17 protein-coding genes are annotated in these 15,093 nt (G+C 31.1%); all 17 read right to left on the bottom strand.

Annotated features, from left to right (window positions below; translation table 11 throughout):
- The coding region (locus tag N3D17_01795; protein MCX8082121.1) for a glycosyltransferase at positions 1–794 on the bottom strand (794 nt) is incomplete at its 3' end.
- Between the two features lie 3 nt (positions 795–797).
- Complete coding sequence (locus N3D17_01790) at positions 798–1,508, bottom strand: glycosyltransferase family 2 protein (GenBank protein ID MCX8082120.1); 711 nt, start codon at positions 1,506–1,508, stop codon at positions 798–800.
- The gene (locus tag N3D17_01785; GenBank protein MCX8082119.1) at positions 1,484–2,191 is read right to left on the bottom strand and encodes a glycosyltransferase family 2 protein; all 708 of its coding nucleotides are present in this window, start codon (positions 2,189–2,191) and stop codon (positions 1,484–1,486) included. Before N3D17_01785 ends, N3D17_01790 begins: the two co-directional genes overlap by 25 nt.
- A gap of 1 nt (position 2,192) precedes the next feature.
- Positions 2,193–3,311 (bottom strand): NAD-dependent epimerase/dehydratase family protein, encoded by a 1,119-nt coding sequence (locus N3D17_01780; protein MCX8082118.1) that lies wholly within the window; start codon positions 3,309–3,311, stop codon positions 2,193–2,195.
- Complete coding sequence (locus N3D17_01775) at positions 3,308–4,264, bottom strand: SDR family oxidoreductase (protein ID MCX8082117.1); 957 nt, start codon at positions 4,262–4,264, stop codon at positions 3,308–3,310. Before N3D17_01775 ends, N3D17_01780 begins: the two co-directional genes overlap by 4 nt.
- Entirely contained in the window at positions 4,265–5,587 is a 1,323-nt protein-coding gene (locus tag N3D17_01770) for a UDP-glucose/GDP-mannose dehydrogenase family protein (protein ID MCX8082116.1), read from the bottom strand.
- Positions 5,588–5,648: 61 nt separating this feature from the next.
- Positions 5,649–6,686: an SDR family NAD(P)-dependent oxidoreductase gene (locus tag N3D17_01765; protein ID MCX8082115.1), complete on the bottom strand. Its 1,038-nt coding sequence runs from the start codon at positions 6,684–6,686 to the stop codon at positions 5,649–5,651.
- The gene (locus tag N3D17_01760) at positions 6,683–8,194 is read right to left on the bottom strand and encodes a glycosyltransferase family 39 protein (protein MCX8082114.1); all 1,512 of its coding nucleotides are present in this window, start codon (positions 8,192–8,194) and stop codon (positions 6,683–6,685) included. Before N3D17_01760 ends, N3D17_01765 begins: the two co-directional genes overlap by 4 nt.
- On the bottom strand, positions 8,179–8,934 hold the full coding sequence (locus tag N3D17_01755) for a class I SAM-dependent methyltransferase (protein ID MCX8082113.1): 756 nt from the start codon (positions 8,932–8,934) through the stop codon (positions 8,179–8,181). Before N3D17_01755 ends, N3D17_01760 begins: the two co-directional genes overlap by 16 nt.
- On the bottom strand, positions 8,931–9,647 hold the full coding sequence (locus N3D17_01750; protein ID MCX8082112.1) for a glycosyltransferase family 2 protein: 717 nt from the start codon (positions 9,645–9,647) through the stop codon (positions 8,931–8,933). The genes N3D17_01755 and N3D17_01750 overlap by 4 nt, the downstream gene beginning before the upstream one ends.
- Positions 9,648–9,860: 213 nt before the next feature.
- Positions 9,861–10,118, bottom strand: coding sequence for a type II toxin-antitoxin system HicB family antitoxin (locus N3D17_01745; protein ID MCX8082111.1), 258 nt, complete (start codon positions 10,116–10,118; stop codon positions 9,861–9,863).
- A gap of 5 nt (positions 10,119–10,123) precedes the next feature.
- Positions 10,124–11,320 (bottom strand): glycosyltransferase family 39 protein, encoded by a 1,197-nt coding sequence (locus N3D17_01740; protein MCX8082110.1) that lies wholly within the window; start codon positions 11,318–11,320, stop codon positions 10,124–10,126.
- Positions 11,287–11,931 (bottom strand): polysaccharide deacetylase family protein, encoded by a 645-nt coding sequence (locus N3D17_01735; GenBank protein MCX8082109.1) that lies wholly within the window; start codon positions 11,929–11,931, stop codon positions 11,287–11,289. The genes N3D17_01740 and N3D17_01735 overlap by 34 nt, the downstream gene beginning before the upstream one ends.
- Positions 11,932–12,651: a glycosyltransferase family 2 protein gene (locus tag N3D17_01730; GenBank protein ID MCX8082108.1), complete on the bottom strand. Its 720-nt coding sequence runs from the start codon at positions 12,649–12,651 to the stop codon at positions 11,932–11,934.
- The gene (locus N3D17_01725; GenBank protein MCX8082107.1) at positions 12,632–13,195 is read right to left on the bottom strand and encodes an acyltransferase; all 564 of its coding nucleotides are present in this window, start codon (positions 13,193–13,195) and stop codon (positions 12,632–12,634) included. The genes N3D17_01730 and N3D17_01725 overlap by 20 nt, the downstream gene beginning before the upstream one ends.
- Positions 13,188–13,913 (bottom strand): glycosyltransferase, encoded by a 726-nt coding sequence (locus N3D17_01720; GenBank protein ID MCX8082106.1) that lies wholly within the window; start codon positions 13,911–13,913, stop codon positions 13,188–13,190. The genes N3D17_01725 and N3D17_01720 overlap by 8 nt, the downstream gene beginning before the upstream one ends.
- A complete protein-coding gene (rffA, locus tag N3D17_01715; GenBank protein ID MCX8082105.1) occupies positions 13,897–15,063 on the bottom strand; it encodes a dTDP-4-amino-4,6-dideoxygalactose transaminase in 1,167 nt (388 codons plus the stop codon). Before rffA ends, N3D17_01720 begins: the two co-directional genes overlap by 17 nt.
- Positions 15,064–15,093: the final 30 nt, after the last annotated feature.

Genomic DNA, 15,093 nt, shown 5'->3' with positions numbered 1-15,093 from the left:
ATAAAACAGGAAAATATAATGATAGTAAGGAAATAGATAGAGGCAGGAATGAGAAAAAAAATATTAACTATTGAAAGAAAGGGAAGCAAAACAAGATATAATACAAACAGAGAAGGAATAATAAAAAGATATGAATATATCCCTGTCTTTTTTACATTTTTTATTTTGGGTCTTACATAGCCATAACGGAATACCTGAATGAATAAACTTCTCGGCGTACTTCGTCTTCTGTGATATATATATAACTCTGGACAGTATGCAAGTTTTTTCTCTTTTCTGATAAGTTCATTAAAAAATACAGGGTCTTCTCCGGGCCAGAAGGCGGGATTAAACTCTATATCTTCAAAGACACTTTTTTTGCAGAATATATTGGCTGAACTTAATTCTCTTTCGTCAGAATTAAGGTTAAGTTTGCCTTTTCTATATCTATTTCTTATGGAGGCACCTCCCAGAATACTTGATAGAACAACACCTGAAGCATATCCAAAAGGAGTATCATCCATAGGGGTCAGTTGAGGTCCCCCAACCAGGTCTATTTCTGGATATTTTTCAAAAAACTCTTCAGCTTTCTTCAGCCAGTCCTTTTCTACTATAGCATCATCGTCTACAAAGGCAATATATTTTCCTTTAGATTCTTTTACTCCATCATTCCTGTTTTGCGAAGTATTTGCTCCTTTTTTTACTATGATTTCATATCTATCTTCAGGATAATCCTGATTTTTAAGATATTGTATCACTTCTGGATTTCGTTCAGGAGCAACAGCAACAACTACAGAAAATTTTATATCGTCCATACGCTAAAAATCCATTCTTATTCTTATTATATCTTTTAAAAATCTTAAAGGGTCTTTTAAAACATTTACCTTACTTTCAGGAGAGTTTAACCACTCTACAGGTATCTCTTTTACCTGATATCCCCTTTTTATTGCTTTATAGAGAACCTCAACATCAAAAGCAAATCCACTGACTTTCAGTTCATTAAACAACTTTTTCCCACACGCATTTTTAAACATTTTAAACCCACATTGAGTATCTGCAAACTTATTTGAAATTATGATTTTTATTATATAACCTCCTAAAATTCCTATAAGTCGTCTTATAATGTTCTGTTTTATCTTTACTTTTGCTCCTGCTATTCCCCTTGACCCTATGGCAATATCATATCCATTATCTATTGCCTGTTTTAACTTAACAAATTCTTGAATGGGAGTAGAAAGATCTGCATCTGTGAATAGAATTATCTTTCCTTCTGCTGACAGAACACCTGTTTTTACTGCAGCCCCCTTACCTTTATTTTTGAGATGGCATCTTAATTTTACTTCCGGATGTTCTATGGAAAATTGTTTTACAACATTTACAGTACCATCTTTACTCCCATCATCCACTACGATAATTTCAAAATTCAAACCAAGATTTCTAAAATAAGTATGTACTTCTTTGAGCGTATTACCAAGGCGTCTTTCCTCATTATATGCAGGGATTACTATTGAGATATCCATTTTTTCCATATTGTCCATAAATAAAGTTTTATATAAGGCAATGTTTTTGATAATTTAAACTTTGACTGTCCTTTTTTCCTGCCATACCAGATAGTTGGCACATCGCATATTTTGTAACCATTGATAAAAAACTTTACACACGCTTCCATTGAAATAGCAAATCCCTTTTCCTTTAAATCAAGGGTAAGCAGAATATCCTTTCTGTACAATTTGAAGGCATTGGCTACATCTCTTGTAGGAATTCCTGTGAGAAAGTGAAGTGTTATTCCAACAAACCTTGAAAAAAATCCCTGAATTATTGGGCCTCCTACTCTCTTACCTCCTCTTACATATCTTGAACCACATACCAGGTCATATCCTTCTTTTGCTTTTTCAAGCATTAAAGGGATTGTTAGTGGAGCATCACATCTATCTGCCATAACAGGTAAGACAAACTCTCCATGTGCTTCCCGAAAACCTTGCTTTAATGTATTGGCAAATCCAGGTTGTCCTTTATTATCTATAAGTTTTATAAAATGATATTGTTTCTTTAGGTGTTCTACTATAGATTTAGTGTTATCTTGAGAATGGTCATTGACCACAATAATTTCTGTGTTTTCAGGAGAGATGTAAGATATAAGTTCTTTTATTGTTTCTTCTATATTGTCTTCCTCATTTCTTGCGGGTATTATAATACTGAGAAATATATCCATATTATACAAGTTTTTTCTCTTTCAATTCCTGAGATGCTTTTTCAAATTTATCCACTGCTTTTACTTTTTTTGACCAATTTATAAGTTTTTTCATCCCGTTTTCAAAAGATACCTCTGGTTTAAAACCAATCATTGTTTTTATCTTTGTAATATCTGCATAACAGTGTCTAACATCCCCTTTTCTAAATGTATATGTTATATCAGGATTGACTTTATTTTTTTTGTTTAATAGGTTTATCAATGTTTCTGCTACTCCGAGAATACTTACTGGTTTACCTGAGCCAACATTAAATACCTGATAGTTTGCTTTTTCTCTTTCTATTGAGAGTATGCATGCATTTACAATATCTCCTACCCATATAAAGTCCCTCGTCTGTAGTCCATCTTCATATATAACAGGTGGATTGTTATTTTTTATTCTACTCAGGAATATAGCTGCTACTCCTGTATATGGATTAGAAAGTGATTGTCTGGGGCCATATACATTAAAGAATCTTAAAGCAACTACTGGAATTCCATATGTTTTTCCAATAAGAAGGGACATTTCTTCCTGTTCTTTTTTTGTTATAGCATATATGGAATTAGAAGTCAGAGGTGTTTCCTCTGTGGTTGGAATAGGATTAATTATTCCTTTACAATTAGGACATATTGGTTCCCAGTTAGATATCTCTATGTTTCCGAAATTACGAAGAGGCGGTTTTACTTTTCCGCACTTTTTACATTCATAAAGACCTTCACCATAGATACTCATAGATGAAGCAACAAGTAATTTTTTAACATTATGTTTTTCGTTAACGAGGATATCAAGTAAGTTTGCAGTTCCCTGTATATTGGATTCTACATATTTAGAAATCTGATACTGTGATTGACCTACTCCTACTGCTGCAGCAAAATGAACTATGATATCCGATTCTATTACCACTTCTTTTAATTGCTTTCTATTTCGTACATCTCCACGTACAAATTTTGCTTTGATATTATAATATTCAGGAAGTCCATCTGGATGAACCTGTGGCTCAAGATTGTCAAAAACAGTGATTTTATATTTCCTTTTTATTAATTCATCTACCAAATGACTTCCAATAAAGCCAGCACCTCCTGTCACTAATATTTTTTTCATCTGGTGTTTCCTTTCAGTTTACCTTTAAAATAATCAAATGTTCTCTTTAGTCCATCTTCTAAAGATATTAATGGTTCCCATTGCAAGAGCTCTTTTGCTTTTGATATGTCAGGTCTTCTCTGTTTTGGATCATCCTCAAGTGGTGATAGAAATTCAATAACGGTCTTTATACCTGCTATTTTTTGAATAATTTCTGTAAGTTCCAGAACTGTGAATTCAACGGGATTTCCAAGATTTACAGGAAAATGATAATCTACTTCCATCATTCTTACAATACCTTCTATCAGATCACTAATATAACAGAAACTTCTGGTTTGTTTGCCATCACCATATATAGTTAATGGCTTTCCTTTTAATATCTGTCCGATAAAATTTGGTATCACTCTTCCATCATCAATCCGCATTCTTTCTCCATAGGTATTGAATATCCTGATTATACGGGTATCTAATCCATATTTTCTATGATATGCCATAACAAGAGATTCTCCATACCGCTTTCCCTCGTCATATACAGAACGAGGTCCAATAGGATTTACATTGCCCCAGTATGTTTCTGATTGAGGTGAAATAGTTGGATCTCCATATATCTCAGATGTTGAAGAAAATAAAAACTTTGCTCCACTTATTTTTGCAATCTCAAGCATTTTTTCAGTTCCGATAGAGTTCACCTTCAATGTTTCTATTGATAGTTTTAAGTAATCAGGAGGAGATGCAGGACTTGCTAAATGAAATACCATATCAAATTTTTGTTTAAGTGAGTTTATTTCAAAGGTGATCAAATCTTCCTGTATGAATTTAAATAGAGGTGAAGAAAGAAGATGTTGTATATTATTTACAGAGCCAGTACATAGATTATCAATGCACCATATTGTATATTCCCTTTCAATATAATACTCACAGAGATGACTTCCGATAAAGCCAGCACCTCCTGATATAAGAATTTTCTTTTTCATTTAATTTCTACCTATTCCTTTATAAATGAAACCTAATTTTTTTAATTTCTCTCTATTAAGAAAATTTCTTCCATCAATGAGATAAGGGGTTTTCATTGAGATTTTTATTTGTTCATAATCAAGATTTTTAAACTCATTCCATTCTGTAAGAAGTATAACTAAAGAAGAGTCCTTCACACATCCATAAGGTGTTTGGTGGTATACAATATCAGGGAATATCTTTTTCATATTCTCCATTGCCTTTGGGTCATAACATCTAATAATGGCTCCTTCTTTTAATAAAGTGGATATTATTTCTATAGATGGGGATTCTCTTATATCATCTGTATCTGGTTTGAATGATAATCCCAGTATAGCAATCTCTTTACCTTTTAAATTCCATAAAAGTTCTTTTGCTTTTTTGACTATTAACATTCGTTGTTCTTTATTTATCTTCTGTACTTCTTTTAAAAGATTAAATTGATAGCCAATCTCTTCTGCAAGTTTAATAAAGGCAGCAACATCTTTAGGGAAACAACTTCCACCCCATCCAATACCTGCTTTTAAAAAGTCCTTCCCTATCCTTTTATCATACCCCATCCCTTCTGCTACTTTTTCAACATCTGCCCCTACTCTTTCACATATTTGAGATATCGCATTAATATATGAAATTTTTAATGCAAGGAAAGAGTTAGAGGCATGTTTTATAAGTTCAGCGCTTTTTACATCAGTAAATACAATAGGTGCTTTTATATGAGTATAAATCTCTTCAAAAATTTCTTTTGCACGTTCACTCTCTACTCCTATGATAATTCTATCGGGTTCAAGGAAATCCTTAATAGCACTACCTTCTCTTAAAAATTCAGGATTAGCAGCAACATCAAACTCAATGCCGGTAGGAGACATGAGTTCAAGAGTCCTTTTTACCCACTCTCCTGTAAGAACAGGTACAGTACTTTTTTCAACAATCAATCTATAAATGTTATCTTTAGAGATTTTTTTTATTTTAGTGAGTGCTTTTGCGATTTCAATAGTAACATTTTCCACATACGAAAGGTCCGCTCCACCATCAGGTGTTGAAGGAGTTCCAACTGCAATAAAAATTACTTCACTTTTTTCAGTGAGTTCTGCTACAGAACCAGTTAGTGTTAATCTTCCATTTTTTAGAGTTTCTTTTACAATATCCTCAAGTCCTGGTTCATAAAAAGGAATGTCAAAGTTTTTAATTCTCTTTATTTTTTCTATATCATTGTCTGCACATATAACATTATGGCTAATTTTAGCAAAACAGGCAGCAGTTACAAGCCCTACATGTCCTGCCCCTATTACTCCTATGCTTCTCATTTTATATCTACCCTCTCTTTATTATCCTTCTCTTTTTGAGGAAGAGGATAATTGTGAAGGTTTATTTATTAATCGCTTTTATCAGTTCTATATTTTCTTGTGCCCATCCAATTAAATTTTTTATCCCTTCCTTTACTGATATTCTTGGTTGCCAGTGTACATGTTTTATCAGTTTTGTATTATCACTTATGAAAATTTTCTGATCACCAGGTCGCCAAGAGAAAAACTTATAATCAATATCTTTTCGTAGTTCTTTTGATAAGAACTCTATAAGTTCAAGAAGTGAAAAAGTATTTTTTATCCCTCCGCCTATGTTATATATCTCACCTTTTGTCTTTTCTATATTATTTATTGCAAGCAGATATGCATTTATAAGGTCTCTTATTTCAAGCAGGTCCCTTACCTGTTTCCCATCTCCATAAAGGTTTATTTTTTTATTTAATAAACTTTTTATAACAAAGTGTGCTACCCATCCCTGGTCTTCATTTCCATACTGGTGAGCACCATATATACATGATTGTCTGAACACAATTGTTTTAAGTCCATAGATTCTGTAATAGTCCCTTACATACTGGTCCGCAGTTCCTTTAGAACATCCATAAGGGGAGTGAAAATCAAGGTTTTCGTTCTCTGAAATACCTTTTAGATTTCCAGTAAAAGAATATCTTGTTTTGCATTCTTTCAATTTGATATGTAAAAGTTCACCATATACCTTATTTGTGGAAGCAAATATGAGTATCGCATCAGGAGATTGTTTCCTAATTGCTTCAAGGAGATAAAGAGTACCAGTTGCATTTATTTCAAAGTCCTCTACTGGCTCTTTTACTGAACTTGTAACTGCTACCTGAGCAGCAAGATGATATACTTCATTGCATTTTTTAACTACCTCTTTTATCTTTTTATAATCCCTGATATCGCCTTTTATAAATTGCATATTTTTATATTTCAGGGATTTAAGCCATTCAAGGTTATATTCAACTCCATTTCTTGAAAGGTTATCATATATAACTACAAAATTATCTGTATTTGCTAAAAGATGATTTGCTAAATTAACTCCTATAAATCCTGCTCCACCAGTTATAAGAACCTTTTTCTTCATTTTTTTATAAAATGGTAAACCTCAATAAAATAATATTCTTTTTTCTCTTGTCCTTTTAAAACATCAAGAAAAGAATAGTTTTTTATTAATTTCATCTCTTTTATTTTAACAGATTTTCTCTGTACAAAGAAGTTTTTTATATCTTCATCCCAGTTCTGCTCTTGGCGATTATATTTTAAAATAACCCAGAAGCCGTTATATATTTTATAGATTTTTTCTAACTCATCAGCATTATGTATATCTTTAATTGGTAAATGTCCTTTATAATACCAGTCCCATGGACTATATGGTTCAAAAAATTCAGTAAATCTTGTTTCGCGTCCTTCATTCATTATAATTACTTCGCCTATAGTTTCTTCTCTTGTAATGGTTTCAGTTATCTTCTTATAAGGAATTAATTTGCTTACATCGTGATATTGTAAACTATTGTTGGTGTAATAGTAATAGAGAGAGGGCATTAAGCATAGAAGAAGGAAAAAAGAAAAAAGTATTTTCACTTTTGCTTTTTTAAGACATTCTACTCCGGAAGCAACAATAATAAAGAAAAATGGTTGAAGATGGATAAGATTTTGCGGAATGGTTGCTTTCACAGAGAAGATTAAAATGATTCCGAGTATAATAACAATGGAAGAGAATTTCTGAAGAATATTTTTCTCTTTTCTGAGTCCTATTATAAAAAATATAAAAAATAATAAAATACCTGGTATGACAAACTTAAAATTTAATGGTGATAATGTCTCTCCAAAAAGAAAGTAGAAGAATGTATAGACAATTCTGAGAAAAGGATTTAATATACTGTGAGGGGCTGTTTTTACAAAGGCAATCTGTGAAACTAAAGGTCCTGATAGATAAGGAAGATAAAATAAAAAGATAATAACATATGGAATAATAAACTTTCTAAAAGAAATCTCCTTTCTATAAAGCAATAGAATAATTACCTGTGCTGCTATAATGAGCATTCCATAGTTATGGAGATAAAGAGTAATAATAGAAGATAGTATCCACCATGTAGCATACACATTTTTATTTGTCTTTTTATACCGGATAAATGTAAAAATGGAAAGAAGCGAAAAAAATGTAAGAGTACTGTACGATTTAACTATTTGGGACCATAGGACTTGTGCTGGTGAAAAGATAAAAAGAGAAAGTGGAAGTAAGTAATTTTTTATATCTACTTCTTTCAAAAGTTTATAAAAAATGATTATAGCAAATGCTCCAAAAAGAAAAGGCATAAATCTTAATCCAAACTCGCTATTAGTGAAATGAAATATAATCCTTATAACAGAATAGAATAATGGTGGATGGGCATCATTTTTTATAATCCACCTTATCATATCAGAAAATTCAGGAATTTTACTTAGAGATATTGCTAAAAACTCATCACACCAGAAACTCTTGCAAGATAAACAATATACTCTTAAAATTATTCCAGTTATAATAAGTATATATAACTTCAATGACATTATTTTTTCTGCTGCTTTCTTACAAATTTTTATATTTTTTTCCATAAGTTTATTATACTGATATTTTTTAATTTACTTTTTTTATTAAAAGAAGAAAAGTCATTAATTCTTTTATTTTTCAATAATTTAAAATTAGTAAATAACATTAAAATCAAAGATTTTTCGCTAAAATGGAATACCTGAGCAGGGATATGGAGTAATGACCTGCTTTTTCCTGTAAATGAAAGGATATTGGCAAGAAAAAACAGATATGGTGGATGATAAGGTGTTTTGATTATTAAGTATCCACCAGGTTTCAGAAGTTTAACACAGGTATTTACATAAAATACAGGGTCTTTCAGGTGGGCTATAGCATCAAACATTGTAATTACATCAAAGGAATGTTCAGGTAAATTTAATTCTGGCAGGGGTTTATCATAAACAATATAGCCCTTGCTTCTACAATAATTTATAGCAAAAGGTGCAATATCCTGTCCATATACATCCCATCCTTTCTCTTTTGCAACTTCAAGTAATATGCCAGTGCCACAACCTACATCTAATAGTTTTCCTTTTTTATCAATGTACTTTTCAATCAGTGTAAATAATTTTTCTATATATTGTTTTCGCTCCTTGTAATATCTGATATACCACTGTTGAAAGTATTTTTCACTATATATAATCTCTGGGGTCTCGGGTGCAGGATGGAGAAATGCAACACTACAATCTTTACATCTATATACCTTATACTGTTTTTCTTTCCATATCAACCGTCCCTGATTTTTACACAGCGGACATATTATCATTGGAAAAACCTGTATTTAACCAACACCCATATAGCAACTAAACCATCATACCATCTTATCTTTTTCCCTTCTTTTATCTTTCTGGGTTTATAAGTTATTGGGACCTCATATATTTTATACCCACTTTTCAATACCTTCGCTGTTACTTCAGGACAGAATTCAAAACCCTTGCATTTCAGATTTATTCTTTTTATTATCTCTGTTCTGAACATCTTATAGCATGTAGGTTCATCGGTTATATTAGATCTGTATAAAAAATTTGTAAGGAGAGAAAGTAAACGACCTCCTAAATAGAAAGACAGAGATGATTTTTCTCCCTTACCGAGAACTCTTGAACCATAAATAACATCTGCTCTTTTCTCTTCCATTACCTTTAACATTTTTATCCAATCCATAGGATTATATTCTAAGTCCGCATCCTGTATTACTACAATATCTCCTGTTATATTTTTTAACCCTTCTTTTATAGCAGAACCTTTGCCTTCATTTTTTTCTTTAAAAATAATTTTGAGATGTTCCCTATCTTTATTTAGTTTATTATCAGGGTAAAGAGAATCTTGAGAAAATCGTTGTAAGATTTCTCTCGTTCCGTCAGTACTACCATCATCAACAACTATTATCTCTTTTTCTACAGGAACTTCCTCTACCTTCTTTATTATTTCAAGGATGGTAAATCTTTCATTATAGACCGGAATTATTACTGATAATTTCATTTTATTCAGAGGCTATTCCAGATTTCTATCGTTATCTCTTTATTAATTATTTCCTCTATTTCTGTAAGTATAAATTTGACTTGAGCGATAGAATATTCTTTATTAGAGGGAATTGCTAATCTATAGTTTTTATATATCATAAATTGATGTTTTGCGCCTGAAAAAGGACCTTGAAATCCTAACTTTTTAAGTTTCTGTATAAATTTTTTTCTTTTAATGGGAGATAATTTCTGCATAATCAAGTTCTCTATTCAGGTCTATATTACCTATAACAGGTAAGGGATGTTTCATTTTGAAACCGAGTAATACCCATGCTTCAAGAACGGATTGTAATTTTTCTTCACATTTCCTCAATGTTTTTTCAAAAGCAACAACTCCTTTGCATTCAGGAATTTTCCCCGCATAAGTTCCATCTTCTAATTTTTCATAAACTGCATGTTCCATTGCTTCTTTTATATATTCTGAAATAATAAACTTCACTTTTCCCTCCTTGTAATTACACCTCTATTTATTATACCAAATGTTCCATTAACTAACCAGAAGAAACCATATACTGAAAAGATGATGTAGAATGGCTCAAGAGGTATTCTATATCTAATTGATGCGAGAAAGATAATATGAAAGATAGTAAAAAGAATAATAAGAGAATGGATAAACTGTGCTTTTTTGTTTTTAAAGGTTAGTAAAAATCCTAAAACAAAGAAAGGCATCATAATCCCAAAACTCATTACACTTATTAGAAGGTATAATGGCTTTGTAAATTCAGAAGCATTTGGAATAACATTCCAGAACCTTTTAAATTTATTCTGTAATAGCCACAGGAAGCGAGCAGGATTTTCTTTTATAATATCAATGGTTTTTTTATAATAAGCAACATCCCTTTCTATTTCAGGCAATTTTTCTATTTCTACTGGGAAGTATCTACAGGGACCTCCATTTGAATAAGGGTTGTTACCTTCCCAGAAAACCCTGCCTCCCATTGTTGTTCCAGGTATAAACCTATCAAATACCAGATAATTTCTCAAAATCCAAGGGGATAAAGTAAGTGAGAAGAAAAAAGAAATAAATAAAATTTTTTTTATTTTAATTTTCCACTGTTCTTTGTCACAGAGGAGATGGATAAGAGCGATGGGTAGATACAACTGCATTGTGGGTCTGCAGAGTCCTGCCAATCCCAGAGAAATACCTGCTTTTATCCATGAAGATGTTTTTTCTGTAAGATTTATTAGGTTATAGATAACAAGAAGTACAAGAAAAACAAAAAGCGTTTCTGTAAGTAAAAATCCATTATAAAAGATGAAAAAAGGATATATAACTGATATAATACCTGACCATAAAGCGACCTTTTCAGAAAAGAGTTTTTTTGCTGCGAGATAGGTCAGACATACAGTTATAGAAGAAATAAAGCATTGAAATATACGGATACCAAAAAGATTGAATTTAAGAAAATAAAGAATACTCAGCAATAAAGGATAAAGAGGCGGTCTAAATCCCTTTAACTCTTCACTAACAAAAAAACCATTGCCTGACAGAAAATTCTGGACTATTCTGTAATACTCAAACTCATCCGCAAAATAGACTTCATTCTTAAGTGTGAAAATAAAAGCAATTCGTATCAAAAAAGCCGTAAGAGATAGGACTAATATTTTTTTCCTCTCTGAATAGTTTTCCATATCTTTAATTTGAATATCATAAAATTATTATGGCCATAAATCCCTGTTCGTATAAGTGTATAATTAGTGTTCTTTATTTTTTTACCTTTTGGAGGAGTTACAAAAGCCCCTTTATACCCTGCCTCTTTAACTTTTTCTATAACCTTTTCATTAAGGTCTCCATAAGGATAACAGAAATATAATACCTCTTTACCTGTTTTATCTTCTATTATCTTTTTTGAAAAGGAAAGCTCTTCCCATAAACTTTTTTCATCAAGGAGAGTAAGATGTGGATGTGAAAGGGAGTGTGAGCCAACTATAGTACTGTTATCTGACATTTGACGAACTTCTGCCCAATTTAAAAACCTGTCCCTTTCTAAATCTTTATATCTAGGGAAGATATTATTTGTTCCTATATAGTTTACAGTTAAAAATATTAAAGGTTTGATGTTAAATTTATCTAACAGAGGTATTGCATACCATAGATTATCAGCATATCCGTCATCAAGTGTTATTAGTGGTTTTAATCCCTTTTGTAAAAGATATTCAATCTGTTTCTGAAAATTTTCAGGAGAAACAGTCAAAGCATCATTCTTATAATACGGATTAATCCTGTGATATGCCAGTATCATTTAAAATTTTATCCTCTTAAATCTGTATCCTATAATAAGAAAAATCATCTTCAGTCCTAAGATAAATGCCTTTCTCATACTTCCTGTTACAGATGACTGCCCTACCCTCGGTTTATAGTTTACCGGGATTTCTATAAATTTTGTACCCGACTTTATTACAAGTAAGGTAAGTTCAGGTCCGAAGTGTTGTGTGCCAATTGTAAAATGTTCTTTAATTTTTTCGTAAATATGTCTCTTGATAAGTCGCATAGTACAACCAACATCTGTAAGGGTTGTAGTATTATATAAAAATTCCATAAGTTTACCTACAGCCCAGTTGCCCCATTTCAAGAAAAAGTTCATATTTGCACCTTCCCATATCAGTTCTCTTGTTGTTCTTGTTCCCAGTACATAGTCAAAATCATCACTATAGGCAAGAAGTTTAATTACATCTTTTCCTGAAAATGTACCATCCGGTTCAGAGATTATAAGGTAATCACCGGTTGCTTCTTCCAGCCCTTTCCAGATAGCATATCCATACCCCTGTTTTTTTTCATATACCAGCCGTGCTTTTGTTTTCTTTACTTCTTCATCTGTACCTTCTATGGCATTATTATTTACTACCACTATTTCATCTACAAATCCCGATGCAAAAAAATCCTCTATAGCTTCTTTTATAGAGCCCTTCTCATTATATGTTGGAAATATCACACTTACCTTTCTATTTTTCCACATTATCATCCTCTAATCTCTTTATTAATTTTGCTGGGACACCAGCAACCACAGAGTTGCTTCCTACATCAGAATTGACAACACTTCCTGCGCCTATGAGGGAATTTTTATGAATTTTTACTCCTGGAAGTATAATACTTCCTGTTCCTATAAAAACCCCACTTTCAATAATTACATTTTTTGTAGTTGATGGATAATATTTTTGTAAAGGATGACTTTTATATCCTACATTCATATGTGTAAGTATAGTTACTCTCTCAGCAATTGTTACATTGTCGTATATTGTGATTTGTCCTGCTAAATCCAACATTGTTTCTGCTCCAATAAAACAATTGGAACCTATTTTAAGTCCTTTAAGACCCGTTCTGTAAAGATTGATAAAGGTTATGTTTTCTATAACAGTACCTTGTCCAATTTTTACTCCAAAAAGTTTTAGATATAATACTCGGAGAGGAGATATAAACATCAGATTAAACAATAGAAGACAGAAATTTCCTATTATATATTTCAGTGCTTTTGAGAGTCCAATTTCTTTTATAGCCGGTTTAATCATTAAAAAAACTCCTTCTATAATTTATTAAATTAATTAGATATGTAATACTATCCTTAACTATACAAACAGATGATTTCTTTTTAGGTTGTTTTACAAATAAAACAGGAATAGTTTTAATCTTTAACCCATTTTTCCAGCATAATGCTGCAATCTCTGTATCCCAAAACCAACCATCATTCTTAATTCTATCAAATATTAAAGAGATTTTACTCATTTTGAAGAATTTAAATCCAGCTTCTGTATCTTTGAGTTTAATCTTAAGCATACTTCGTACAAGATAGTTATAACCACGACTAAGAATAAAACGGTGGAGATTAGACAGTGTTACCTTATAATATCTTTCTCCAATTACTACGTCTGTTTTTTCTTTTTCGATTTCATATAAAACATTGAGTATATAATTGATGTCTATTTCTAAATCAACATCTATGAAACCAGCTATTTCATACCGAGCTATTTTAAGTCCATCCATAACACATCTACCTCGTCCCATATTATTTTTATGAAATATAGTTTTAACATTTGGTATAAGTTTCTCTATATTTTTAATCATTTCTACAGTACCATCTGAACTTTTGTCATCAATAAGTATAATTTCCCAAGGATATTTTAAAATATCTAATATGAAAAAAATCTTCATAACATTAGAATACAAATGAGGCATCTCATTATAGCAAGGTATAATAACAGTAATACCTTTTTTATATTCTGTTTTCACAGCACTTTTCTCCTTTGAAAAATTTTTCTATATGATAAACAATATAATCTACATCTTTATATTTCATTTTTGTATTTAATGGCAATCTTATTATAGTACTTGCTACTGACTCTGTTATAGGTAAATCTCCATTTTTATATTTATAAATAGGATTAGTTTTAATATATGGAGAAAGATGTAATGGAAGATAATGGAAGGAAGCTTTTATACCATTCTTGTTTAAGTATATTAATAATTCGCTACGAATTTGCTGATTAGGTACTCTTATTGCAAAAATATGCCAGTTTGTTTCTTCCATTAAATTTTTATTAGGTAAAATTAAAGGTGGAGATAAAGATTGAAGTTTGTTGTACATATATTCAGCAATTTCTTTACGTTTTTTGTTGATTATCTCCAATTTGTTAATTTGTTGTTCTAATAGAACAGCAAGAATATCTGAAAGTAGAAAATTAGAACCTTCTGATATCCATTCATATTTTTCTATTTCTCCTTTAAGAAATTTTGAACGGTTAGTTCCTTTTTCTCTTATTATATCTATTTTTTCAGATAATCCTTCGTTAGAAGTAACAATAGCTCCACCTTCTCCACATACAATATTTTTAGTTTCATGGAAACTAAAACATCCTATATCTCCCCATGTACCTAAATATTTTTCTTTATATTTTGAACCAAATGCATGGGCTGCGTCTTCAATTACTGAAAGATTATATTTTTGAGCGATATTCAATATCTTCTCCATTTTACAGCCTAAGCCGCCGTAATGTACAGGAATAATTACCTTTGTTTTTTCGTTAATTTTGTCTTCAATTAAATCAGGATTTATATTCATAGTATTTATTTCAATATCTACAAAAGCTGGTATTCCACCTTGCCGAATAATTGCAGTTGCGGTAGATACAAATGTAAATGAGCTTGTTATGACTTCATATCCTGGTTGTAATTGTAGGGCATATAACCCAAGTTCTAATGCAGATGTACCTGAAGATGTTAAAAAAACATAAGGGATATTTAAAATTTCTCCTATTTTTTTTTCAACTCTTCTTGTTATTTCACCGTTTCCTCCACCTCCTTTTCCTCTAAGTATATATTTTGTTACCGCAATAATTTCTTTTATTCCCCAATCAGGTTTATTTAAAGGGTATATTTTCATTTTTAAAATTTACAAGTTATTATATTATAA

The organism is bacterium (assembly GCA_026414725.1).
GTDB lineage: Bacteria > Ratteibacteria > UBA8468 > B48-G9 > JAFGKM01 > JAAYXZ01.
This window is presented reverse-complemented; position numbering and strand designations above follow the sequence as displayed.

What these genes read in the sequence shown, in the direction of transcription:
- N3D17_01725 (MCX8082107.1), bottom strand. Translation starts at nt 13,195, where the DNA reads ATGATTAAACCGGCTATAAAAGAAATTGGACTCTCAAAAGCACTGAAA.
- N3D17_01755 (MCX8082113.1), bottom strand. Translation starts at nt 8,934, where the DNA reads ATGATAATATGTCCGCTGTGTAAAAATCAGGGACGGTTGATATGGAAA.
- N3D17_01775 (MCX8082117.1), bottom strand. Translation starts at nt 4,264, where the DNA reads ATGAAAAAGAAAATTCTTATATCAGGAGGTGCTGGCTTTATCGGAAGT.
- N3D17_01750 (MCX8082112.1), bottom strand. Translation starts at nt 9,647, where the DNA reads ATGAAATTATCAGTAATAATTCCGGTCTATAATGAAAGATTTACCATC.
- N3D17_01735 (MCX8082109.1), bottom strand. Translation starts at nt 11,931, where the DNA reads ATGATACTGGCATATCACAGGATTAATCCGTATTATAAGAATGATGCT.
- N3D17_01770 (MCX8082116.1), bottom strand. Translation starts at nt 5,587, where the DNA reads ATGAGAAGCATAGGAGTAATAGGGGCAGGACATGTAGGGCTTGTAACT.
- N3D17_01740 (MCX8082110.1), bottom strand. Translation starts at nt 11,320, where the DNA reads ATGGAAAACTATTCAGAGAGGAAAAAAATATTAGTCCTATCTCTTACG.
- N3D17_01780 (MCX8082118.1), bottom strand. Translation starts at nt 3,311, where the DNA reads ATGAAAAAAATATTAGTGACAGGAGGTGCTGGCTTTATTGGAAGTCAT.
- N3D17_01760 (MCX8082114.1), bottom strand. Translation starts at nt 8,194, where the DNA reads ATGGAAAAAAATATAAAAATTTGTAAGAAAGCAGCAGAAAAAATAATG.
- N3D17_01730 (MCX8082108.1), bottom strand. Translation starts at nt 12,651, where the DNA reads ATGATAATGTGGAAAAATAGAAAGGTAAGTGTGATATTTCCAACATAT.
- N3D17_01790 (MCX8082120.1), bottom strand. Translation starts at nt 1,508, where the DNA reads ATGGAAAAAATGGATATCTCAATAGTAATCCCTGCATATAATGAGGAA.
- N3D17_01765 (MCX8082115.1), bottom strand. Translation starts at nt 6,686, where the DNA reads ATGAAGAAAAAGGTTCTTATAACTGGTGGAGCAGGATTTATAGGAGTT.
- N3D17_01785 (MCX8082119.1), bottom strand. Translation starts at nt 2,191, where the DNA reads ATGGATATATTTCTCAGTATTATAATACCCGCAAGAAATGAGGAAGAC.
- rffA (MCX8082105.1), bottom strand. Translation starts at nt 15,063, where the DNA reads ATGAAAATATACCCTTTAAATAAACCTGATTGGGGAATAAAAGAAATT.